Origin of the sequence: Devosia indica (assembly GCF_003056405.1) — a bacterium.
Taxonomy (GTDB): Bacteria; Pseudomonadota; Alphaproteobacteria; order Rhizobiales; family Devosiaceae; genus Devosia; species Devosia indica.
Genome location: NZ_PYVZ01000013.1, coordinates 105,332 through 126,797 on the forward strand (window position 1 = coordinate 105,332; position 21,466 = coordinate 126,797).

A 21,466-nucleotide genomic window follows, 5' to 3' on the forward strand; every position below is an offset into this window, starting at 1 on the left:
TGCCACACTCGTGAACCGATTGACTGTCTCCGTGCCCTTGCCCGAACAACCACGGGTGGTTATGCCCTTCTTAGGTCTTTGTCGCCAAAATGGATGCCTGTTTGACTTTGGAAGGCTGGCAGGCAACAGGCGCTGAAGTGTGGCGCGCCGGCCAATCGGGAGTTTGTCTTGTCTAAACGTCGTCATCCGACATCCCTGCGCACCTCCAGCGAGGATATTGCCGTCTCGCGCAAGGCGCCCGATACGCCACAGACGCGCAGCGCAGCCTATCGCCTCGCCTTTGCTGACGACGAGTTCATGACCTCGGAGGACACGCGTGGCGTGCGCTTCCAGCTCGAATATCTCAAACCCGAATTCCGCCTGCGCGAGCACGGTATCAATTCTACAGTGGTGCTGTTTGGTGGCGCGCGGATTCCCGAGCCGGGCAAACCGGCCTGGGCGGCCAAGAACGAAACCCAGCGCCGCAATCTCGAAGCCGCCTCACGCTATTATGACGAGGCGCGCAAATTCGCCCAGTTCGCCTCGCAGACCGCCGCCTCGATGGACTTCAAGGAATATGTGGTGACCACCGGTGGCGGGCCCGGCGTGATGGAAGCGGGCAATCGCGGCGCCGCCGATATGGGCGCGCCCTCGATCGGGCTCAATATCGTGTTGCCGCACGAGCAGGCGCCCAATCTCTATGTGACGCCGGATCTGAGCTTTAATTTTCACTACTTTGCCACCCGCAAGATTCACTTCCTGATGCGGGCCAGGGCCGTTGCGGTCTTCCCGGGCGGCTTCGGCACGCTCGACGAATTCTTCGAGAGCCTGACCCTGATCCAGACTGGCCGCATGGACCGCATCCCCATCCTGCTGTTCGGCAAGGACTTCTGGACCAAGGTTATCAATCTCGAAGCTTTGGCCGAGGCCGGGACCATCTCTCCCGACGACACGGACCTGTTCACTGTGGTCGATACGGCCAGGGAAGGCTGGGACGTGGTGCGCCAGTTCTACAACCTGCCCCAGATGAGCGAGCCGACCTGGCGCGGGGGCTGAGCGCGCATTCCTGCCCTGCTGTTCCGTCATTGCCCAATCAGCAATCAGGGTGTCACACTGCCGGCATAGGCATTGGGGCTGATTTGCAGGGGGCGGCTTTGGAGCGCTTTAATCTCGTGGTCATCGGTTCGGGGCCGGCCGGGCGCCGGGCCGCCATTCAGGCCGCCAAGCTGGGCAAATCCGTTCTTGTGGTGGAAAACCGCCTGCGTCTGGGCGGCGTCTCGGTCCATACCGGCACCATCCCGTCAAAGACCCTGCGTGAAACCGTGCTCAATCTGTCCGGTTGGCGCGAGCGAGGCTTTTACGGCCTCTCTTATCGGGTCAAGAAGGACATTGAGGGCAAGGACCTCGGCGCCCGCCTGCGCAAGACGCTCGACTACGAAATCGAAGTGCTCGAACATCAGTTCGCCCGCAACGGGGTGCGCACTTTTGGCGGCATGGCCCGCTTTGTCGACGAGCATCATCTGCTGGTGGTCGATCACGCCGGGGACGAGCATCGCTTCGCGTTCGACCATGCGGTCATCGCGGTGGGTACCGCGCCCTATCGCCCCGCTCATATTCCGTTTGACGACCATACCGTGCTCGATAGCGACAGCCTGGTGGGTGAACTGCGTGTGCCACGCAGCCTCACCGTCGTTGGCGCGGGCGTGATCGGCATCGAATACGCCACCATCTTTTCCGCGCTCGATGTGCCCGTGACCATTGTGGAGCCGCGCGAGACCTTCCTCGAGTTTATCGACCGGGAAATCATCGAGGAATTCACCCATGACCTGCGCCAGCGCGGCGTCACCATTCGGCTCGGCGCCAAGGTCGACCGGGTGGAGAAGGACGGCCAGGGCTGGGCTATCGCTCATCTGACTGATGGCCGTCAGATTCGCTCCGACATGCTGCTCTATGCGGCCGGGCGCGTCGGCGCCACCCAGGATCTGGGGCTCGAACAATGCGGCGTCGTTCCCGATGAACGTGGCCGCCTCAAGGTCGATCCGGCCACGTTCCAGACCCAGATCCCGCACATTTATGCTGCTGGCGATGTCATCGGCTTTCCCTCGCTGGCATCCACCTCGATGGAACAGGGTCGCATCGCCGCCCTCCATGCCTTCGAGGCCAAGATGCCGCCGGCGCCGGAGTTTTTCCCCTATGGCATTTACGCCGTGCCCGAAATTTCTACAGTCGGCCTCACCGAGCAGCAGGTCCGGGCCCAGAACATTCCTTATGAATGCGGCGTGGCCCGGTTTCGCGAAACCTCGCGTGGTCACATCATGGGCCTGCAGTCGGGGATGATGAAAATGATCGTCTCGCTGGAAAACCGCAAACTGCTCGGTGTGCATATCGTTGGCGAGGGGGCCACCGAGCTGATCCATATCGGCCAGGCCGTGCTCAATCTTGGCGCCACGCTCGACTATTTCGTCGAGAACACCTTCAACTACCCGACCCTGGCAGAGGCCTACAAGATTGCCGCGCTCGACGCCTGGAACCGCATGCCGCGGGTGACCCCGGTGGCGCCGGTCGTGGACGAGGTGGAAACGGCCCCGTCGCGCAAGAAGGCAGCCGCACCCAAGGCAATCTGACGCGCAACTGACGCCCGGAAGCCGCTAACCGGAGCGCTTGCCGCCGCCCTGATTGGCCAGGCCGCTGATCGTGGCGCGCAGGGCGGCCGGCTTGACCGGCTTGGTGACCACGGCAATGCCGCGATCCTCGGCCAGCGCCCGTACGGCAGGGCTGCGGTCTGCAGTGACCAATGCGGCCGGCAAATGCCCGCCAATATTGTGCCGCAGCCACTCGATGGCATCCAGGCCTGAGGTCTGGTCGAGGTGATAATCCATCAGTACCAGATCGGGATACCAGCCTTCGAGCAGGCGCTCGCGATCAATCTGCTTGAGCGAGAGCGCCGTGCGCACCTCGCATCCCCAATGGGTGAGCAACCCTTCCATGGCCTCGAGAATGGCGCGTTCATTGTCCACGCACAGCACTTTCAGGCTCAGCGTGCCGAAACTGGGCTCTGGCGGCGAGGCCTCTGGCTGGCTGGTCGGCCGGGCATTGCGCACGGCCGGCAGATAGATCGAAAACCGCGACCCGCTGCCCTCGCGGCTGTCCAGCTCAAGCGTCAGTCCAAGCGCTGTCACCAGGCGCTGCACGATGGAAAGCCCCAATCCCAATCCCTGCGCCATGCGCGCGCCGCGTTCGAGCCGGGAAAACTCGGCAAAGACCAGCCTGTGCTGATCCTTGTTGAAGCCAATACCGGTATCGATCACATCGAGCCGCCAGCGATTGCCGCGTTTGCGCAATCCCACCAGCACCTTGCCGCCCACCGGCGTATATTTGATGGCGTTGGACACCAGGTTCTGCACGATGCGCCCCACCAGCGAGCGGTCGGCCATCACGCTGGCCCTGGTGGCCACGATCCGCAGCGAAATCGAGCGCTCCCGCGCCATGGGCGCAAATTCAACCTCGGTCTTCTTGAGCAGATCCTGCACCTGGATTGGCGCTGGCGCCGGCTTGAGCGCGCCGCTGTCGATGCGCGAGATATCAAGCAGCGCCGACATGATGTCTTCCACCGCCGTCAGCGACGCCTCGATGGAATTGGCCAGTTCGGCAAAGCCTGTCGATTTGGCGCGTTCGATCAGCGTGGAGGTATAGAGCCGCGCCGCATTCAACGGCTGCAGCAAGTCGTGGCTGGCCGCCGCCAGGAACCGCGTCTTGTCGTGATTGGACGCATCGGCCTTGGCGCGGGCCGCTTCCAGTTCGGTATTGACCTGTTTGAGGGCGGCCGTGCGTTCCTCCACGCGTCGCTCCAGGGTCTGGTTGACCTGGGCCAGTTGCTGCTCGGCACGCACCCGGGCGGTGACGTCGGAAAAGCTGACCACCAGCCCGCCATTGGGCAGCCGGCTCGAGTGAAACTCCAGTGTCTGGCCGGCATTGCCCAGGCGCTGGGTCACGCTCGTAGGCGCAGCGGTCAGCTCCTTGATGCGCTCAATGGCCAGTTGCGCTGCATCGCCAGGCCCGAGATCGCCGCGCTCGGCCATGAACAGGGCAATATCGAACAGCGCCGAGCCTGGGCGGATCAGATCTTCGGGCAGATGCAACAGCGTATTGTAGCGCTGGTTGGAGGTTACCAGGCGCAAGCCGGCGTCGAACACGGCGACGCCTTGTGGAATATGGTCGATGGCCAGCGCAATGGCGCGTGTCGGATCGTGGTCGAGCAGGCTCATCTGGGTTCGCACAAGGGCTGGTTGACTTGTATCGACCTTATCAGCCTCGGACCGGCCCGGCGCAAGACCGCCCTTGGGCCCATTGCTTTTTGCCCCAAAAGCCTTTCAATCCGTGTTTGTGGTTAAACGCGGCGGTCGCCGGAGTGGGGCGGGGCCAATATTTCGAGAGGGTCTAAATGAGCGTGTTCAAGGAATTTCGGGACTTTGCCATCAAGGGCAATATGATCGACCTGGCCATCGGCGTGATCATCGGTGCGGCCTTCGGGGCCATCGTCTCTTCGATCGTTGACGACATCTTCATGCCGTTGATAGGCCTTGTGCTGGGTGGGATCGATTTTTCAAACCTGTTCGTTGTGTTGTCCAACCCCAATGACGTGCCCGTGCCGTCCCTGACCGCAGCTCAGGAAGCGGGCGTGGCAACGCTCAATATTGGGCTCTTCATCAATGCCGTGGTCAAGTTCACGATCATCGCCTTCGTGCTCTTCATGGTGGTCAAGGGCATCAATTCCATGAAGCGCGAAGCGGCCAAGGAACCGGTGGAATCAACGCCGGCCCCATCCAAGGAAGAAGTGCTGCTCACCGAGATTCGTGACGCCATCCGGGCTAACAGCAAGGCCTGACGCAGAGCCTGATTGTCCTTGGGCCGGCAGCAATGCCGGCCTTTCCATTGCGAGGAAACTAGGAATAAAGTCGTTGACAACAAAACAAAAGAATATTTACCTATTTCGTAGGTAGTCCATCCTACGGATTCATCGTATCGGACGGCGCCACCACTTAGAGCAAACTACACTTGCGGGACACCTGGGCAGAGGTGCAGCGAGGCGAAGGCCGGCAGGTCCTCGTCATGCGGAATGTTATGCGCCCTGGCGACCGCTACAGAAGCGAACTTGCCGGAAGGGGCTATGGCATGAACACGCATTCCTACTACCACGCATTTCTCAATCGGGACCGGCTGGTCCATCTCGTCGATCCGGATCCCGGCACCTGCGAGGCGCTCAGCGTGCTGTTTCGCCTTGAGGGGTTTCAGACCATCTTCTCGCTCGAGGCCGCGCATTTCCTCGCCGCGCTGGAGCGACGGCGGCCGGATGTGGCGGTCATCAATCTCAACCAGGGGGAGGAAGACGGGCTGAACCTGCTGCGCCGGGTCAAGGGACTGCGCACCGGCGCCCCGGTTGTCATGCTGGCCAACGAGCCGCAATTGGAGGCAGCCGTCACCGCCATGAAGCTGGGGGCAACCGATGTGCTCAGCAAGCCTATCGACAGCGAATTGCTGCTGGGTGTGGTGCGGGACGCCTTGCGCAAGGATGTGCATCTGGGCGCCATGCAGGCCGGTGGCCGTCCGGTTGAGGTGCGCGGTTTTTCTCAGCTCACCCCGCGTGAGCGCGAAGTGCTGCAATTGATTACCAATGGCCAGTCCAACAAGGAGGCCGGGCGCGAGCTGGGCATTTCCCCAAGGACCATCGAGGTGCACCGGGCCCGGGTCATGGAGAAACTGGGCGCCCGCAACACCGCCGACCTGATGCGCATTGTCCTTACGAGCTAGCACGCTGGTCGCCGTGACCGGGGTCGGTGGATCAGCCCACTCCGGTTTCGGGCACCGCCTCCACGAGACGTCGCGCCCATTGTGCGGCGCGTTCGGTCTCGCCGGCCTTGAGCGGGCCTTCCTGGCCGGTAACCACGAAGCCCGCCGGCTCGCCCACTATGGTGCAGCCTTGCTCCGACAGTTCGCGGGCCAGCCGTTCGGCAGCATAGCCGCCGGCTTGCACCACCCAGCGCAAGGGCGCAGGCTCAATGGTGTCGAGGTCGATCCGGGTATCGAAGGTTGCCGCGCGCCCCGAAAGGTCGGGCCGGGAAGCGAACTCCTGGATCTCGGGGGTGGGCCGAAATCCGCGCGTCGGCGAACCGACGATCAGCAGGTCGAGCCCGCCAAGGTCGATATCCCTGGCTTCCTGAACCGAGGCGAGCCGCGTCTGGTGGGTCGTGTTCAGTTCGTCGGCCATCGCACTGGCGATCTGGCCGGTATTGCCGAAGATACTGTCATAGACGATCAGAATGGGCATGGCACATGCTCCCAGCAATGTATCAGGGAGTATAGGCACCAAACTGCGGCCCACTCTTGACGTCGATCAAGTCATGGCCGTTGGCGACGCGATCGGCAATCCTTGCCCCGCTATTTGGGAGCCGGCCTTGCCTGATGCGGCAGCATACGCATCAACACGCCATCCTTGGCGGCGTAATGGTGTCAGAGCGCGGCAAAGGCGTGGCCAGAGGCGAGGAAGCCGCGAGACCTATGGTCGAGTGGCAGTATGAATGGGACTGGCAGGAATGGGGTGGACTCCTGCCATGACGTCAGACTTGTTGCATGGCCTGATAAAACCCACCGGCTGTCACCCCGGCACAGGCCGGGGCCCATCCTGAACTGGTGCAACTTTCGCTGAAGGCGCCCGCGTGGTTCGAGGGTCGCTTCGATCCCACCTCACCATGAGGGCTTGCGAAACACAGCTTCCCTCAAAGACCTCGCCCCGAGGTGCGAAGCCTCGAAGGACGAGGTCGGCCATCACCACACCCGGCCAAGTTTTTTATCCCCGCCCCCAAAACCTCCCCCATACTCCTCCCATCTCTCCCGCGATGGGCGGACTGCAGCGAACAGTTGCGGGAGGAGTTGGTGAGACTGGATTCGCTCCAGGGCTCGTCTGCTAGCCGGGCCACCTTGCGACGAGCGATCAATAGGGGCCACGACAGCAGGAGAAACCCAGCGTCCCGAGGCGGCGACGTCTCTATTACTTAGTTTTACTGAGACGCACGCGCCTCGGGACACGTCCAATCGCGAAACCGGAGACTCATGCGTCGTCCGGCACTTCGGCATGCCTTGGGCAAGGCGGAAGGATCTTTGAACGTTTTGGACGGCAACGCCGTAGGCTCATCCGCCCAGGCTGGGCAGGGTCAGATCGCCACTGGTCAGCTTGCTGGCGGTAATGGCCGGGTCGGCCCGCTCGCGCGGCAGTTCCAGGCTCGTCCACACGCTCACCAGCGCATGACGGAGCTCAAAGATCATCTCGTCGGTGTGAAGCGGCGTCGGCGTGATGCGCAGCCGCTCGGTGCCCTTGGGGACCGTGGGGTAGTTGATCGGCTGGATATAGATATTGTGCTTGTCGAGCAGCATGTCGCTGGCCGCCTTGACGGCCCGCGCATCGCCCACGATCAGCGGCACGATATGGGTATCGGTGGCCATCACCGGCAGGCCGGCATCAGCTAGGATCGCCTTGGTGAGCCGCGCCTGGCGCTGATGCATCAGGCGCTCCTCGCCATTGCCCTTCAAATGTTCGATGGAGGCGCGGGCGGCCGCGCAGAGGGCCGGGGGCAGGGCGGTGGTAAATATGAATTCGGGTGCATAGGAGCGCACCGCATCGATAATCGATCGATTGGCGGCGATATAGCCACCCATCACGCCAAACCCTTTGGCCAGCGTGCCCTCAATGACATCAATCCGGTCCATCAATCCGTCGCGTTCGGCAATGCCGCCGCCGCGCGGGCCATACATGCCCACGGCATGGACTTCATCGATATAGGTCAGCGCCCCGAATTCTTCGGCCAGGTCGCAGATTTCCTTGATGGGGGCGACGTCGCCATCCATCGAATAGACGCTTTCGAAGGCGATCAGCTTGGGGCGCTTGCGATCGACCTGGCTGAGCAATTCGCGCAAGTGCGCCACGTCATTGTGCCGGAATATCTTCTTTTCCATGCCCGACTGGCGCACGCCCTGAATCATCGAGGCATGGTTGAGCTGGTCGGAAAAGATGATGCAGTCGGGCAGCAGGCGGGCAATGGTCGAAATCGCCGCTTCGTTGGAGACAAAGCCCGAGGTGAAAACCAGCGCTGCTTCCTTGCGGTGCAGATCGGCGAGCGAACGCTCAAGCTCGATCAGCGGCCGGTTGGTGCCTGAAATGTTGCGCGTGCCACCCGCGCCCACACCCATGCTGGCAGCGGTCTGCTGCATCGCCGTCACGACTTTGTCGTGCTGGCCCATGCCCAGATAGTCGTTGGAACACCAGATCGTAATCTCGCGGGCATTGTCCGCGTCGTCTCGATACACGGCCTTGGGAAACTTGCCGGCGATTCGCTCAAGGTCGGCAAAGACGCGATAGCGCTTCTCCGCGCGCAGTGTATCCACTGCATCCTCGAATATTCCGCGATAGTCCATGGGAGCCATTCCTTTGCGAGCACTGGAACGGCGGGGCGGCCGGACCTGGCTCTTTCATGCTCTACCTAATCCCCGTGACGCCGCATTGATATAGGTCAATTCGACGCGCTGCCGTGCCTAACCCCTTGGATGCATTGGGGTGGCCCAGCGAACATAAGAGCTATTCTAAAGTAAGCTCACCACCCTGCCAACACCGCCCGGTGACATTTGGTCTGCCAGTAAAAACAGGCAATAATGTTCGAGGCCGCAATTAACCGGACCTTGGAGTACTTGTTGATAGATTGTTTGCGCTGCGCTTAGATCAAGTGGCTCGGGGGAGCAGTGAGGGGAGATTGGGAGTGAAGAGTTTTTCGTCTTCAAGTTTTGCCGGGGACCATGGCGATGCCCTGGCACTTGCTCGGGCCGCCGTGGAGAAGAACCCGCAGGCCTTGTTCACCGATTTCCAGTGGTTTCTATACAAAGGGAAGGACACCGTTTTTTTCACGGCTTTCTCCACCAGAAGCTACGACAAGGACGCGCTGGGCAACATGGTTGCCGAGATGATCGCCCTGGCGCCTCAGCTCACCCATGGCTTTGTCGGCGCCCAGCCGGGCCAGCCCTTCCCCAAGCACATGCTCGATGCCATCACGTCCGTCGAAATGGTCGACGACCTTGACGGCTATCCCGACAAATGGCTCTCCAAATCTTCAGACATCTTTGAACGCGAGGACCTGCCATTGTTCCGCGTCATGGCCGCCGTCCGCCGCGACGGTCCCGATGCTGAAGGTCGCGCGGCCATTCTGCAGGTGCGCTCCAGCCACGCCTTGCTCGAAGGCTCGGATTCGGCCCTGCTGACCCGCTCGGCATCGGCCAGCCATGGCGTGCAGTCGGACAAATCCAACAAGTTGCCTTGGGGGGACCGGCTCAGGAGTGCGCTGCGGGGCGGCCTGACCACGCTGATCTATCTGGTCATGGCCAATGTGCTGGCGCCCAAGGAAAAGCCCTGGGGCTTTCGCACACTGGCCATCGAGCGTCATCGATTGCGTAAACTGGCCAATAAGCTCGGCGTCCGCCAGCGCTCGCTGATGTTCGCGCTGGTCACCCACGCCCTGAATGGCGAAGGCGCCGAAAAGCATATGAGCAAGAAGGTGATTGGCGCCAACTACACCATGCTCGACACCAAGCGGAACAGCACCGATGACGACTTCTTCCGCGTCCGGGCGCTGGAAGCCAAGTTCAAGGTCATGGACGACTTCGTCGATTATGTCCGGGCGGTCGACGACACTGTGGCCGGTATCGAGCAGAAGGACATCACCTCCTTCCAGGTCGTCATCATGTCCATGTTCAAGGCCATGCGGGCAGTCAACCGGGTCTTCCCCTTCCTGCCCAATAAGCGCTTCTGGCGCTTCAATGGCGGCAATGACATCGTGCTGACACTGGTGCCGCCGCACCGCACCTATGGTCCGCTCACCCATGGCATGATCGAGCCGCTCTACTGCGGCGCCTGGCACACCGAGGTCAATATCTGCACCTTTTGCCCGGGCCGCCAGTATGTGACGCTCAATTTTTCCATGGAGCAGCGCCACATCGACCATGTCGACAAGATCGTGAGCCTGCTGGCCGAAGTCGAAAACCGCGAAGTTGGTCCTCACACCATGGCCCCGGCGGTCGAGAAGCTGCGCTGAGCGTGTCGACCCGAAGCGCAACTTGTCATCGTTAAAAGTTTCTGACGTACGTACATCAGAACTGGGTTGCGGGTGCGGCAGTCCGTGGGCTTATATGTCGCGACATCCCAGCGATTAATCCGGACATCACCATGAACCGCTTTGCCACCTATCCCAGCCTCAAGGACTGCCCCGTCATCATTTCCGGCGGCGCCTCAGGCATTGGCGAGGCCATGGTACGGGCCTTTGCCGAGCAGGGCGCCAAAGTCGGCTTCGTCGACATCGCCATCGAGGCCGGCGAGGCCCTGGCTGCCGAACTGCACGCGGCAGGTCGCACAGTGCATTTCATCCCCTGCGACGTGACCGATATTCCTGCCTATCAGGCCGCCATAGCCCAATGCGCGAACCGGCACGGCGACACACTCGTTCTCGTCAACAATGCGGCCCATGATCAGCGCCACCACTGGAACGAAGTGACGCCTGAGGAGTGGGATCAGCGCATGGGGGTCAATCTCAAGCATGCCTTCTTTGCCATCCAGGCGGTGGCACCGGGCATGGCCAAAGCGGGCAGGGGCTCCATCATCAATTATGGCTCGATCAGCTGGATGATCATGACACCCGGCATACCAGTCTATGAGACGGCCAAGGCCGCCATACACGGTCTGACCCGCGCCATGGCCCGCGAACTGGGTCAGTCTGGCATTCGCGTCAATTCCCTGGTCCCGGGTGCCGTGATGACGAAGCGTCAGCTCGAACTCTGGATCTCCGCGGCCGACCTCGCTGATATCAAGCAGCAACAGGCGATCCCAGAAGCGCTGTCGCCCGAGGATTGCGCCCGCATGGCCCTGTTCCTGGCTGCCGATGACAGCGCCATGATCACCGGCCAGCATTTTCTGGTGGATGGCGGTTGGGCCAACATCTAACCCCATTCATCCCCGGTTCAGGCTCTTCCCCTCATCACGCTCCTGCCTTATTGAAAGGGCAACACAAGGCCACACTTACCGAATCCTTACTGGGGGAAGTCTATGAAGTCGAAGGTTCTCGTCGCCCTTGCCGCGACCCTGGCGCTCAGCGCCTGCACCACCACCGATCCCTATACCGGCCAGAGCCGGCTCTCCAACACCGCCGGCGGCGGCCTGCTTGGTGCCGGCGGCGGCGCCGTTGCCGGGGCCATTGTCGGCGCGGCCGTAGGTGGTGATCCGCGCGTTGGCGCCCTGATTGGCGCTGGCGTTGGCGGCCTGACCGGTGCGGCCATAGGCAATTACATGGATCAGCAGGAAGCCGAGCTGCGCGCCCAGTTGCAGGGCACCGGCGTTTCGGTGACCCGCGTGGGCGACCAGATCATTCTCAACATGCCGTCCAACATTACTTTCGCGACCGATCAGTCGACAGTGCAGCCACAGTTCAACCAGACCCTGGTCTCGGTCGCCCTGGTGCTCAAGAAATTCGACAAGACCATCGTCGATGTCTATGGCCACACCGACAGCCAGGGCGACGACGCCTACAATCTCGCACTGAGCCAGCGCCGCGCCGTATCCGTCGCAACGATCCTGGCCAATCAGGGTATCGATCAGCGCCGCTTCTACATCGAAGGCAAGGGCGAAACCTCGCCGATCGCCTCCAATGGCACCGAAGCCGGACGGGCACAGAACCGCCGCGTGGAAATTCAGCTCTCGCCGATCCGCGGCTGATCACCAATACGAAATTGAGGAAAGGCGCGATCTTTGGGTCGCGCCTTTCTTATTGCGCGGGTGTCTCGACCACCGGCGCCGATGTCGGAGAGCCCGGCTGCATGTCGGTGCCCGGCGCACCTGAAAAGATCTGCATGACCAGCAAAATGGCCACGATAATCGCCAGAGCGCATAACCCGTAGAGCCACCAATTGGTTGGCCCTGTCGAAGCCACGGTTGCGTCGTGCTCGCCGGCCACCTTGAGGCCCGAGCCGTCAGGCACATCCAGCTTGGCCGAATTCTCGTCCACAAGATGGTCCACTTCCGCCACCGGCGGCGCCTGTTTGTCCTTGGTGTCGGCCATCAGTAATCTCCCTTGAACACCGTCTCCGTGCCCACGCCGCTCTCCACGCCTTCGCGCACTTCGGCGATGGCTTGGTCGATTTCCTCGGGCTCATAAGCCACCTTCGCGCCTTCAGCCTGAGCCCCGGTGGCCTCTGCCTTGAGCTGGTGCAGCAAGTCGATTTTTTCGCGCGCCGTAAACAGGGTGTGGTGCGCGATCTGCATGGGGTTGAGCTGGTCCTTGCCACCCATGCGTTGTTTCAGGGTGTCGAAAATCATCGTTCTCTCCCGAAATTGTGCTGGGCCTTGCGACCCTCCAGAAAGATCAATGCAACAGCGCGCCGCCGGTTCCGGCTGTCATCCGCAATGGAGCGCCTCGGCTTAACCCCCTCTTGAGAGGTTTCCAGCCAGAATGGGGGACGCGGAGGGAGTACGGATGAGCCGGATTGTCGGCCTCTTTATTTCGGGAACACACCGGCGCAGTCTTCGACTGATCCTCTGGCTTATCTCGTTTGTGCTCATGCTCTCGGGTGCCGCCTGGTTTGTAGCCGAACAGGTGGCCATCAACATGCGATCGGAGATCGCCACCACGCTGAGCAACTATGAACGCTTGCGTCACAATGTACTCTCGACCTTCGATGTCATGGATCAGCGGCTGGTAGCCGAACCCTGTTCGCCGGCATTTCTTGATGAAATGCGGCGCATCGCTTTCCTGCCCGACGGCATCAACGAACTGCTCTATGTCGAGAATGGCAATGTAATCTGCTCGGTCAATTCTGGCGTCTTCCCTCACCCTGCCAGCCTGGGGGCCGCGGATGTGGACGCCGCCAATCCATTCAATGTCTCATTCTGGCTGGATCGGGACCTGGGATTCCTCAGGCTCGAAGGCATGGCCGGAACCATTGCCCGCCGTGGCCAGTATGCGATGGTCATTCCGGGCCAGACCTTGCCCGCGACCGCCCCGCGCTGGATGGATCAGGAACTGGTCTTCAGAGCCATCGACTCCCGCTGGTGGCATCGCTCTGGCAGTCCCGGCATATATCTTGAGGCGCTGGAGCATTCGGGGCCAGCGCTCTCCAACCTGATGAAGGGAGCGTTCTATCAGCTATCTTGCGACACGGCAGGGGTCCACTGCATTGCCGGGCGCGCCAGCTTGATCAATCTGTTCAGCCTGGGCTGGGCTACCGTTGCTGTCATCCTGCTGGTCGCCGGCGTCCTGGCTGCTTGGGTGGCGCAGCAATTGCAGCGCATCATCGAACGCTACTGGTCATTCGAGGCGCGTTTTCTGCGCCGGTTCGACAAGGGCTCGGTGGTCTGCGCTTACCAGCCTCTGCTCAATCTGAAAAAAGACCTGGCGACCGGGTGCGAAGTTCTGGCGCGCTGGCGTGATTTGGACGGCACCATCGTGCCGCCGGATCGTTTCTTGCCCATTGTTGAAAAGCGCGGTCTGACCGAGCGATTCACCGCCATGGTGGTTGCCTATGCCTATGCAGACCTGACTGCCCATCTGCCCAGGGGTGTGCGCCTGCAGGTCAACTTCAACATCTTCCCGCAGGACCTCGATGCCGGCAAGCTGGTGCCGATTTTCGCCCCGTTCCTCACCGAGAATACCCCGTTCGACGTCGTGGTCGAAATCGTCGAAACCGCCGAGATCAGCCCCGAAACGGCACAGGTCGAAATCGAGCGGCTGCGGGCCGCCGGGCTCAAGGTCTATATTGACGATTTCGGCGCGGGCTATTCCTCCATGCACAATCTGGCGGCGCTCTCGATCGACGGGGTCAAGCTTGATCGGTCTTTCGCCATGGCCCCAGACCATTCGGTCATGTCTACCATGCTGACTCACGCCATCGACCTTGTGCAGGCCTCGGGCCGGTCGCTGGTGGTCGAAGGGGTGGAGACCACGGATCGCCTCAATGCCCTCAAGGCCACCGGCATGGTCGATTTTGCCCAGGGGTACGGCATCGCCCGGCCACTCCTGATCGAACCCTTTGTCGCCTATTTGGCCGATCACGGCCCGCCCATTGACGCGGCCGCGCCTCGTCGCCTGATCACATTTCCAAACTCGACGAAACTTGCACCAGAGCGCCGCGTTCTGCCTTCACACCCCAATCAAGGAGGATGAAATGGCCTATGATGACAAGCGCATCGACACCGCCGACGTCAAGGAAACCCACGATCTGATCGCTTCGGACAAGGTCGAGGGTACCAAGGTCTACGACCCGAACGGTGACCATATCGGCTCCATCGAGCGCATTCTGGTCGAAAAGCGCGGCGGCAAGGTCTCCTATGCCGTTCTCAGCTTTGGCGGCTTCCTGGGCATCGGCCACGACCATTATCCATTGCCCTGGTCCAAGCTGGACTACGACGAAAATCTCGGCGGTTACCGCGTCGATATCACCAAGGACCAGCTCGAAGGCGCCCCGCGCTTCGAGGGCGAGGACGACAGTTTCTGGACGGCCGAAAATGGGCGCCGTGTTCATGACTACTATGGCGTGGCCCCCTACTGGATCTGATCCAGACACCGATTTTTCAATGACCAAGTAATTGCAAGCCGACGCCGGATTTTCCTGGCGTCGGTTTTTTCGTTCACGAGCGCGTGATCGTGTAACGCCTCTGGCCGGGCAGCGAATGTCGCTGTGTTGGAACCAAACGGTTCCCCACCAGAGGAGAAACCCATGAACCGCCTGACTACCTTTGCCCTTGCCGCCTCGCTGACTGCCGCCCTGGGTGGCACCGCCATTGCCCAGGATGCCATGGGCGGCGACGCCATGGCCGCAACCGAAAAGTGCTATGGTGTTGCCCTTGCCGGCGCCAATGACTGCGCCGCCGGTCCCGGCACCACCTGCGCCGGCACCTCCACCATCGACTACCAGGGCAATGCCTGGAAAGCCGTGCCTGCCGGCACCTGCGAAACCATGATGATCGAGGGAGATCGCATGGGCTCGCTAGAGCCGCTCGACCGCGATCTCCCCATGGCTAGCTGATTGGAGCCAACCCCCGGGAGGCTTACGAGCCTCCCGCCTTTCCCAAGGGAGGCATCCATGCCCTTTGACACTTTGCCAGCGCGCCCCGGCCTGGGCCTGAAGCCACAGCACTATGCCCAGATCCTCGCCAACAAGCCCGATCTCGGCTTTTTCGAGGTGCATGCGGAAAACTATATGGGCGAGGGTGGCCCGCCCCATCGCTATCTGGCCGCCATCTGTGAAAACTATCCGCTCTCGCTGCACGGCGTCGGCCTGTCGATCGGCGGCGAAGCGCCGCTTGATCGCGATCATCTCAAACGTCTGCGTGCCCTGGTTGAGCGCTACCAGCCCGCTTCTTTTTCCGAGCATCTGGCCTGGTCCAGCCATGACGAAGGCTATCTAAACGACCTGCTGCCCGTGCCCTACACGCCCCAGACGCTGGATCGGGTCGTGTCCCATGTGGATGAGGTGCAGCAGGTCCTTGGCCGCCGCATGCTGCTCGAAAACCCCTCGACCTATGTCCTGTTCGAAGAAAGCACTATCGAGGAAGTCGATTTCCTCGCCGCCATCGCCGACCGGACCGGTTGCGGCCTGCTTCTCGACGTCAACAATGTTATGGTCTCAGCCGTCAATCACCGGCTCGATCCGGTGGCCTATATCGACCGCTTTCCGGTGCACCATGTGGGAGAAATTCATCTTGCCGGCTATGATGAAACCACCGATGACGCTGGCGAACGCTTGTTGATCGATGCGCATGGCAGCCGGGTGCGCCCCGACGTGTTCGAACGCTACCGCCACACCATCATCCGCACGGGTGCCCTGCCGACCCTGATCGAATGGGACAACAACGTACCCGCCTTCGATGTGTTGATGGACGAGGTTCGCCTTGTGGGTGAGGTGCTCGATGGCACGCTCAACCGGAGATTGGCATCGTGACCAGTCAGAGCCCGTTCACCCGGGCCTTGACCGATCCCGCCCAGCCGGTGCCGGCCGGACTGGTTTCGCCGCGTGGCACTGCGGACAGCAAGCGTTTCGCGGTCTATCGCAACAATGTGCATGTCAGCCTGGTTGGTGCCCTCGCCGCCCGCTTCCCGGTGACCCGCCAGTTGGTCGGGGAAGAGTTCTTCACCGGCATGGCAAGGCTCTATGTTGCGCAGACCAAGCCCAAGGGTCCGGTTCTGATCCACTATGGCGACAGTTTCCCCGATTTCGTGGCGCAGTTTCCGCCCGCTTCGGGATTGCCCTACCTGCCCGATCTGGCCCGGCTCGAGGCGGCCTGGACCGAGGCCTATAACGCGGCCGATGCCATAGCCCTTGCTCCGGCCGATCTGAGTACGATTGCCGGTGATGCGCTGGCCTCGCTCGATCTGACACTGGCGCCGTCCACGCGCCTGGTGCGCTCTGGCTTTCCGGTCGGCACGCTCTGGTCTGCCCACCAGACGACGCCGGTCAGCATTCCGGCACTATCGGGCAGCGAATGCGTGCTGCTCACGCGGCCACAAGCCCATGTCCGCCTGACGATCATTCCACCCGCCGCCTGCGCGTTTCTCGAGGCGATAGGGCAGGGCCGAACTCTGGGCCAGGCAGCCGAAGCCGTCCTGACCGTTTTTCCAGATTTTGATCCCGGCGCCGCTCTGGTGGGGCTGGCCGGACTGGGCGCCTTTACGACCCTGACCAAGGAGCTTGCTGATGTTTGATCGCGCCATTGCCCTCTGGAGCCGGCTCGATATCGGGCTGGCCGCAGTCCCGGCCGCTCTCCCGCTCTTGGCCCTGCGCGTCGCGCTGGCCATTCCGTTCTGGCGTTCGGGCCTGACCAAGTGGGACGGCTTTCTCAATCTCTCGACCGGCGCCCGCTATCTCTTCGAGCAGGAGTTCAAGCTGCACATTTTCGGGCAGGCCTTCGCCTATCCCGCGCCGCTGACCATGGCATTCCTGGCCGGTCTGGGTGAGATCATCCTGCCCATCCTGCTGGTGCTGGGCCTGGGCACGCGCTTCGCCGCGCTCGGTATTCTGGCCATGACCATTATCATCCAGCTCACTGTGCCCGATGGCCTGATCAATTTCCACCTGCCCTGGTTCGCCATGGCCCTGGCCCTGCTGGTCTATGGTGGGGGCATGCTTTCGGCCGATCGCCTGCTGGGCGGCCTTTTCGGCCAGCGGGTCAAGGGGTCTGCACACCCCGCGCGGTGACATAGAGCGCATAGAGCGAGGTGGTGGCGGTGATGAAAAGCCGGTTCCGCCTCGGTCCGCCAAAAGTCAGGTTCGAGACCGTCTGCGGCACAAAGATCCTGCCGCATAGCTTGCCCGCGTTGTCGAACACCTGCACGCCGTCCGCAGCCGAACACCACACCCAGCCGTCGGTGTCCACCCGAAAACCGTCGGGAATGCCATTGTCGATCACTGCAAATGGTCCCAGGTCCCGCAGGGCCGGTCCGCTGGCTTCAACCGCAAAAGCGCGGATATGGCGCGGCACATCGGGATCATGGCTGGCACCGGAATCGGCGACATAGAGCACGCTTTCGTCGGGCGAAAAGGCCAGACCATTGGGCTGCACGAAGTCATCCACCATCAGCCTGACCTCGCCACTCTGTGCATCGATCCGGTAGACCCCATGCACTGCCTGTTCAGGTTGGCACTGATACCCCTCATAATCGGACAGGATGCCGTAGCTCGGATCGGTGAACCAGATCGAGCCATCCGACTTGACCACCACATCATTGGGCGAGTTCAGCCTTTTGCCCTCAAAACTGTCGGCCAGCACCGTGATCGTGCCGTCGATCTCGGTCCGCGTCACCCGCCGCGGCCCATGCTCGCAGGAAATCAGCCGGCCCTGGCGGTCGCGGGTATGCCCATTGGCAAAATTTGATGGTTCGGCATAGACGCTGACCGAATTGTCGCTGGGCAGATAGCGCAGTACCCGCTGATTGGGGATGTCGGAAAAATAAAGCGCATCATGGTCTGAGAACCACACCGGCCCCTCGGCCCATCGGCACCCGGTGTGCAGCTCTTCCAATTGCGCACTGCCCACGATCTTGTGCGCGAATCGCGGATCGATAATCTCGTAAAGCCCCTGCTCGGCCATGCGCCCCTCCCTGATGCCAGCCAGCCATAGCCTTCCCGGCCAGGGTCGGCAAGGCAACGGCGTGGCACAACAAAGCACTGTCCGGACCGCACTGAAACTCAGCAACCGGCGTAAACTGGTTCTGCCGGACAGGATTGAATTGTGCGAAAGTCAATGAAATCAATGGCTTGATGGGCGATTTGTAACTGCGCAACAGGCGTAAAATTGTTACGAGAACCCGGTGGTTCGCAGCGATGCAACCTGCGAGCCAAATGCGTCGAAACCGCAGAAGCTTCAAGGCCATAACCGGTCGCAAAACTATTCGACTGTGTCCTGCGCCTCGGCCTGCGTTCGTCGTATCACTGGCTTCCCGCTGCGTTCGCGCACGATGAGATTTGACCCCGCCCTTTGCTAGACTAGGACCTTCGTCGAGTCTTTCAAGGCTATGTGGCCCGAGCGGGCGATTGAGCGGCTGAGGCCAAAATTGTGCCGGCAAAGTCGGCGCAGCCGAGCGGCGTTGCAGTCGGCGGCGTTTTCAGACCTTGGACGAACAATTTGCCTGGTTGCTTATCGCAAGGTCATCGACTAGTTTGCGGCCGTTCTGTCGGGTCAACGGCCCGATTCCGGCCTGCACCCGTAGCTCAGCTGGATAGAGCGCTGCCCTCCGAAGGCAGAGGTCACAGGTTCGAATCCTGTCGGGTGCGCCATTTCTGTACCAAACTGCGAACTCTAGGCGCTGAAAATTCACCTCGGGTGACTGCGGCATGAAGCGCGTGGGTACTACCCACGATCGTCACCTTTTGCGGCTCGACAATGACCTGGCCGACCACGGAGCGCAGGTAGTTGCGACGCAGCGCGATATCGCCATGCAACAGTTTTTCTCGGACGGCCTGACTGAAAGAGCGCAGGGCCTCGGGCGTAACCTCGGAGATAGGCGCTGCATTGGCGAGCGCGCGCTCGATCGTTGCTTCAATTTTGGTCTTCTGGTCTCGCAGTTCGGTGATCCGGGCGGTTAACATGTCATCCGCGCCAAGGGCGCCGGTTTCGACCAGTTTGTAGATGTTCTTCAGGGCGGATTCGACCTTGGCGCGCTCGACGTTCAGCGTTTCGAGGCGGCCATCTACATTCGCTGCAAACTGCCGCTTGCGCGCGATGAGAGCTTCGAGGACTTTGAGCAGACGCTCGGGCGGTAACAGATGCTCCTCAATGCCGGAGAGCACGAGATCGTCCAGAGCGGGCATGGAGACATTGGTGCCCCGGCAGGCCTTCGAGCCTTTCGTCATCCTGTTCGCGCACGTGTAGTAGGTGTAGATTTTACCGGTCTTCGATGTACCAGTTCTCATGACCAGGGCATCCACGACGACATCGGCTTGTCGCACACTGAGGCGCGCAAAGGCCGCCTTCCAGTCGCCGCGCCGCTCTTCTTCGGTCGTTTTGCCTTTCACACTGCGCGTGGTTCGCGCCACCAGGCCCGCAAGCGCGGGCGCTGCATCACTGGTGACACCGGCCGCCGCCAGTTCTTGCTCGATCTCGCGCCGGCGACCAGAAAAATAGGTGATGAGTTCGGGGGCAATGCCTGAAATCTGGAACTGTCCGTTCTTACCGACCGCTTCCACCTGCACGCCAAGTTGCGAGAGGCGGTGTGCATGGCTGGCGTGATAGGCCGCGCCCGCCGCCATTTTGGCCCTGCGCAACAGTGTTGAATGCAATGCCCTCAGCTTGCTGTCCTCACAGGCGACGAGGTTCGCGACAGCGGCGTGCACATGCAGATTCATGTCCGCGAAAATGACACCATCAATGTGCTCACTCGGCCGACTGTCGGTATGGGTAAAGAGCGCAACCGTCAGCGCTGCGGGCTGCAGCCTGGTGCCGCCTTTTCCGTGTCTTGTCGCCCCCGCCAAGGTCTCGACCACCTGCAATCCGTCGCGGACGGCCGCGAGGTGCTCCGCTGCTATTCGGGCAGCGAGCGAGGCAGGCGCGCAACTCCAGAAAAGAGACGCAGATTTGTCGGCGGAGAAGGTGAAATCGAACGCTGCGACGCGATCGAGTAGATGGCCACCAGAGTTGGCGAGCGTGGCGCCATCGAGCGACTGGCCGGCATAGAGATGCTCGAAGTCGGCGGCGGAAACTTCGGTGCCGTCGACGACACCCAGCTGCCCGCGCGGGGAAAACCAGACGCCCGCGCTACACTAGGGTGGTCCTGGCGGTGTTGAACGGCAAGGGCGGCGTCGGCAAATCGCTGCTCGCACAATTGCTGATCGAATACATTCTCATGGGCGGCTTGGTCCCCTGGGTCGTTCAGGTCGACAAGCAGGCGAGGTTGCCTGCCCCGGCGGGGCCGCAAGGCCGCGGACGACCGGTTGTTTCTGGAAGCGATGCACTTCTTCACGGTGGAGAATGTGCGCTGGCGGGCGCTGCCGGAGCGCTTCGGCCATTGGAACTCAGTGTGGAAGCGTTTTGACCGGCTGAGCAAGGCCGGCGTGTTCGAAGCCTTCTTCGACACGCTGGCCGAGATGAGCGCATCGGCCCATTTGATCCAGATGTTCGATTCCACCATTGTCCGCGCCCATATCTCGGCGGCCGGCGCAAAGGGGGGCAGCAAGGCCAGGCGCTCGGACGCTCGCGTGGCGGGTTCACGACCAAAATCCACGCCAAGGCGGACAATTCGGGCGACATCATCGCGTTCGATCTAACCGGCGGTCAGGTTGCGGACACAACCCGCTTCGAGACCCTGCTCGACATAGGGCCGGACATCACCCCACGCGCCGCACTGGGCGACAAAGGCTATTCCAGCAAGGCCAATCGCGCCGCCGCGCGGGCTCGCGGCATCGCCCCGGTGATCCCGCACAAGGCCAATGAGAAGAACCCGCCGGCCTTCTTCGCCAAGACGCTCTACAAGGCGCGCGCTCGTATCGAGCAAGGCTTCGGGCGGCTCAAGCGCTTCAAACGCGTCGCTCTGCGGTGCGAAAAGACCGCACGGAATTTCCGCTCGATCGTCAGCTTCGCTGCCGGCCTATGCTTGCTCAAATTCGTCCACACGGCCTAGACTGGAAGGCGAAAGAGCCGGGCGACCTGAGCCCCGCGCTAATTATTTGGCGTGTCTCCCGCACTTGGTCTGCAATAGGTCGTGTCCCATGACACGAATTTTATGGACGTTGGGGTGAAACGGTCTATCCGGCTATTCCACTAGGGCACGGCGTCTCTTAGAAGGAGGCCCGTGATTTGAGAGGTGAACAAATGAATTCATACAAGCCTGCGATTGGCTCGGCCTTTGTGCTTCTGTTCATACTGGCGCTGGCATTCTGCTCGCAGCGAAGCGAGGCGGTAGAGCTTCCAACAGGC

At 61.6% G+C, this 21,466-nt stretch carries 20 protein-coding genes, 1 tRNA gene and 2 pseudogenes; 16 read left to right on the forward strand and 7 right to left on the reverse strand.

Annotated features, from left to right (window positions below; translation table 11 throughout):
- Positions 1-168 precede the first annotated feature (168 nt).
- Together DDE76_RS13550 and sthA are read left to right on the forward strand one after the other, a co-directional pair.
- Complete coding sequence (locus DDE76_RS13550) at positions 169-1,035, forward strand: LOG family protein (RefSeq protein ID WP_104892073.1); 867 nt, start codon at positions 169-171, stop codon at positions 1,033-1,035.
- A gap of 98 nt (positions 1,036-1,133) precedes the next feature.
- Positions 1,134-2,603, forward strand: coding sequence for a Si-specific NAD(P)(+) transhydrogenase (gene sthA, locus DDE76_RS13555; protein WP_104892072.1), 1,470 nt, complete (start codon positions 1,134-1,136; stop codon positions 2,601-2,603).
- Between the two features lie 24 nt (positions 2,604-2,627).
- On the opposite strand, the gene DDE76_RS13560 is transcribed toward sthA, so the two are convergent.
- Positions 2,628-4,244, reverse strand: coding sequence for an ATP-binding response regulator (locus tag DDE76_RS13560; RefSeq protein WP_104892071.1), 1,617 nt, complete (start codon positions 4,242-4,244; stop codon positions 2,628-2,630).
- A 182-nt stretch (positions 4,245-4,426) separates the two neighbouring features.
- On the opposite strand from DDE76_RS13560, the gene mscL reads away from it, so the two are divergent.
- Both mscL and DDE76_RS13570 read left to right on the forward strand, forming a co-directional pair.
- Positions 4,427-4,864, forward strand: a complete 438-nt coding sequence (gene mscL / locus DDE76_RS13565; protein WP_198650918.1) for a large conductance mechanosensitive channel protein MscL — start codon at positions 4,427-4,429, stop codon at positions 4,862-4,864.
- Between the two features lie 287 nt (positions 4,865-5,151).
- On the forward strand, positions 5,152-5,787 hold the full coding sequence (locus DDE76_RS13570) for a response regulator transcription factor (RefSeq protein ID WP_158672379.1): 636 nt from the start codon (positions 5,152-5,154) through the stop codon (positions 5,785-5,787).
- Between the two features lie 31 nt (positions 5,788-5,818).
- On the opposite strand, the gene DDE76_RS13575 is transcribed toward DDE76_RS13570, so the two are convergent.
- Both DDE76_RS13575 and hemA read right to left on the reverse strand, forming a co-directional pair.
- Complete coding sequence (locus DDE76_RS13575) at positions 5,819-6,304, reverse strand: flavodoxin family protein (protein WP_104892068.1); 486 nt, start codon at positions 6,302-6,304, stop codon at positions 5,819-5,821.
- Between the two features lie 860 nt (positions 6,305-7,164).
- Complete coding sequence (gene hemA, locus DDE76_RS13580; protein WP_104892067.1) at positions 7,165-8,445, reverse strand: 5-aminolevulinate synthase; 1,281 nt, start codon at positions 8,443-8,445, stop codon at positions 7,165-7,167.
- Between the two features lie 338 nt (positions 8,446-8,783).
- Here hemA and DDE76_RS13585 point away from each other — a divergent pair, with 338 nt between their 5' ends.
- From DDE76_RS13585 to DDE76_RS13595, 3 genes are all read left to right on the forward strand, one after another.
- The gene (locus DDE76_RS13585) at positions 8,784-10,109 is read left to right on the forward strand and encodes a hypothetical protein (protein WP_104892066.1); all 1,326 of its coding nucleotides are present in this window, start codon (positions 8,784-8,786) and stop codon (positions 10,107-10,109) included.
- A gap of 131 nt (positions 10,110-10,240) precedes the next feature.
- On the forward strand, positions 10,241-11,011 hold the full coding sequence (locus DDE76_RS13590; RefSeq protein ID WP_104892065.1) for an SDR family NAD(P)-dependent oxidoreductase: 771 nt from the start codon (positions 10,241-10,243) through the stop codon (positions 11,009-11,011).
- A gap of 102 nt (positions 11,012-11,113) precedes the next feature.
- Positions 11,114-11,779 carry a YiaD family glycine zipper/OmpA-like lipoprotein gene (locus tag DDE76_RS13595; RefSeq protein ID WP_104892064.1) on the forward strand — a complete coding sequence of 222 codons (666 nt, stop codon included), beginning with the start codon at positions 11,114-11,116 and terminating at the stop codon, positions 11,777-11,779.
- A 49-nt stretch (positions 11,780-11,828) separates the two neighbouring features.
- Here the strand turns inward: DDE76_RS13595 and DDE76_RS13600 are convergent, their stop codons facing one another.
- Positions 11,829-12,122 carry a hypothetical protein gene (locus tag DDE76_RS13600; protein WP_104892063.1) on the reverse strand — a complete coding sequence of 98 codons (294 nt, stop codon included), beginning with the start codon at positions 12,120-12,122 and terminating at the stop codon, positions 11,829-11,831.
- Positions 12,122-12,379, reverse strand: coding sequence for a hypothetical protein (locus DDE76_RS13605; protein WP_104892062.1), 258 nt, complete (start codon positions 12,377-12,379; stop codon positions 12,122-12,124). Before DDE76_RS13605 ends, DDE76_RS13600 begins: the two co-directional genes overlap by 1 nt.
- 157 nt (positions 12,380-12,536) lie before the next feature.
- On the opposite strand from DDE76_RS13605, the gene DDE76_RS13610 reads away from it, so the two are divergent.
- The 6 genes from DDE76_RS13610 to DDE76_RS13635 all read left to right on the forward strand — a co-directional run bounded on the left by DDE76_RS13610 (position 12,537) and on the right by DDE76_RS13635 (position 17,253).
- Entirely contained in the window at positions 12,537-14,222 is a 1,686-nt protein-coding gene (locus DDE76_RS13610) for an EAL domain-containing protein (RefSeq protein ID WP_158672378.1), read from the forward strand.
- 1 nt (position 14,223) lies between these two features.
- Complete coding sequence (locus DDE76_RS13615; RefSeq protein ID WP_104892060.1) at positions 14,224-14,613, forward strand: PRC-barrel domain-containing protein; 390 nt, start codon at positions 14,224-14,226, stop codon at positions 14,611-14,613.
- 162 nt (positions 14,614-14,775) lie between these two features.
- Positions 14,776-15,084 carry a BufA1 family periplasmic bufferin-type metallophore gene (locus tag DDE76_RS13620; protein ID WP_104892059.1) on the forward strand — a complete coding sequence of 103 codons (309 nt, stop codon included), beginning with the start codon at positions 14,776-14,778 and terminating at the stop codon, positions 15,082-15,084.
- 57 nt (positions 15,085-15,141) lie between these two features.
- Positions 15,142-15,999 carry an MNIO family bufferin maturase gene (bufB, locus tag DDE76_RS13625; RefSeq protein WP_104892058.1) on the forward strand — a complete coding sequence of 286 codons (858 nt, stop codon included), beginning with the start codon at positions 15,142-15,144 and terminating at the stop codon, positions 15,997-15,999.
- Positions 15,996-16,760 carry an HvfC/BufC N-terminal domain-containing protein gene (locus DDE76_RS13630; RefSeq protein WP_104892057.1) on the forward strand — a complete coding sequence of 255 codons (765 nt, stop codon included), beginning with the start codon at positions 15,996-15,998 and terminating at the stop codon, positions 16,758-16,760. Before bufB ends, DDE76_RS13630 begins: the two co-directional genes overlap by 4 nt.
- Positions 16,753-17,253, forward strand: a complete 501-nt coding sequence (locus DDE76_RS13635) for a DoxX family protein (protein ID WP_104892056.1) — start codon at positions 16,753-16,755, stop codon at positions 17,251-17,253. The genes DDE76_RS13630 and DDE76_RS13635 overlap by 8 nt, the downstream gene beginning before the upstream one ends.
- Here DDE76_RS13635 and DDE76_RS13640 read toward each other — a convergent pair.
- On the reverse strand, positions 17,225-18,145 hold the full coding sequence (locus tag DDE76_RS13640; protein WP_104892055.1) for an SMP-30/gluconolactonase/LRE family protein: 921 nt from the start codon (positions 18,143-18,145) through the stop codon (positions 17,225-17,227). The genes DDE76_RS13635 and DDE76_RS13640 overlap by 29 nt on opposite strands.
- 609 nt (positions 18,146-18,754) lie before the next feature.
- Here DDE76_RS13640 and DDE76_RS13645 point away from each other — a divergent pair.
- Positions 18,755-18,831: transfer RNA gene (locus tag DDE76_RS13645), tRNA-Arg, on the forward strand.
- On the opposite strand, the pseudogene mobF reads toward DDE76_RS13645, so the two are convergent.
- Positions 18,802-20,292, reverse strand: a pseudogene (mobF, locus tag DDE76_RS13650) (MobF family relaxase); the annotation flags it as partial. The gene DDE76_RS13645 and the pseudogene mobF sit on opposite strands and share 30 nt — an antisense overlap.
- 156 nt (positions 20,293-20,448) lie before the next feature.
- On the opposite strand from mobF, the pseudogene DDE76_RS20050 reads away from it, so the two are divergent.
- Positions 20,449-20,607 (forward strand): annotated as a pseudogene (locus DDE76_RS20050) (transposase); the annotation flags it as partial.
- A gap of 38 nt (positions 20,608-20,645) precedes the next feature.
- On the forward strand, positions 20,646-21,170 hold the full coding sequence (locus DDE76_RS19940) for an IS5 family transposase (RefSeq protein ID WP_104892052.1): 525 nt from the start codon (positions 20,646-20,648) through the stop codon (positions 21,168-21,170).
- The last annotated feature ends 296 nt before the right edge of the window (positions 21,171-21,466 follow it).

What these genes read in the sequence shown, in the direction of transcription:
- DDE76_RS13570 (WP_158672379.1), top strand. Translation starts at nt 5,152, where the DNA reads ATGAACACGCATTCCTACTACCACGCATTTCTCAATCGGGACCGGCTG.
- DDE76_RS13615 (WP_104892060.1), top strand. Translation starts at nt 14,224, where the DNA reads ATGGCCTATGATGACAAGCGCATCGACACCGCCGACGTCAAGGAAACC.
- bufB (WP_104892058.1), top strand. Translation starts at nt 15,142, where the DNA reads ATGCCCTTTGACACTTTGCCAGCGCGCCCCGGCCTGGGCCTGAAGCCA.
- DDE76_RS13575 (WP_104892068.1), bottom strand. Translation starts at nt 6,304, where the DNA reads ATGCCCATTCTGATCGTCTATGACAGTATCTTCGGCAATACCGGCCAG.
- DDE76_RS13595 (WP_104892064.1), top strand. Translation starts at nt 11,114, where the DNA reads ATGAAGTCGAAGGTTCTCGTCGCCCTTGCCGCGACCCTGGCGCTCAGC.
- DDE76_RS13590 (WP_104892065.1), top strand. Translation starts at nt 10,241, where the DNA reads ATGAACCGCTTTGCCACCTATCCCAGCCTCAAGGACTGCCCCGTCATC.
- hemA (WP_104892067.1), bottom strand. Translation starts at nt 8,445, where the DNA reads ATGGACTATCGCGGAATATTCGAGGATGCAGTGGATACACTGCGCGCG.
- DDE76_RS13620 (WP_104892059.1), top strand. Translation starts at nt 14,776, where the DNA reads ATGAACCGCCTGACTACCTTTGCCCTTGCCGCCTCGCTGACTGCCGCC.
- DDE76_RS13640 (WP_104892055.1), bottom strand. Translation starts at nt 18,145, where the DNA reads ATGGCCGAGCAGGGGCTTTACGAGATTATCGATCCGCGATTCGCGCAC.
- DDE76_RS13635 (WP_104892056.1), top strand. Translation starts at nt 16,753, where the DNA reads ATGTTTGATCGCGCCATTGCCCTCTGGAGCCGGCTCGATATCGGGCTG.
- DDE76_RS13605 (WP_104892062.1), bottom strand. Translation starts at nt 12,379, where the DNA reads ATGATTTTCGACACCCTGAAACAACGCATGGGTGGCAAGGACCAGCTC.
- DDE76_RS13560 (WP_104892071.1), bottom strand. Translation starts at nt 4,244, where the DNA reads ATGAGCCTGCTCGACCACGATCCGACACGCGCCATTGCGCTGGCCATC.
- DDE76_RS13610 (WP_158672378.1), top strand. Translation starts at nt 12,537, where the DNA reads ATGAGCCGGATTGTCGGCCTCTTTATTTCGGGAACACACCGGCGCAGT.
- DDE76_RS13600 (WP_104892063.1), bottom strand. Translation starts at nt 12,122, where the DNA reads ATGGCCGACACCAAGGACAAACAGGCGCCGCCGGTGGCGGAAGTGGAC.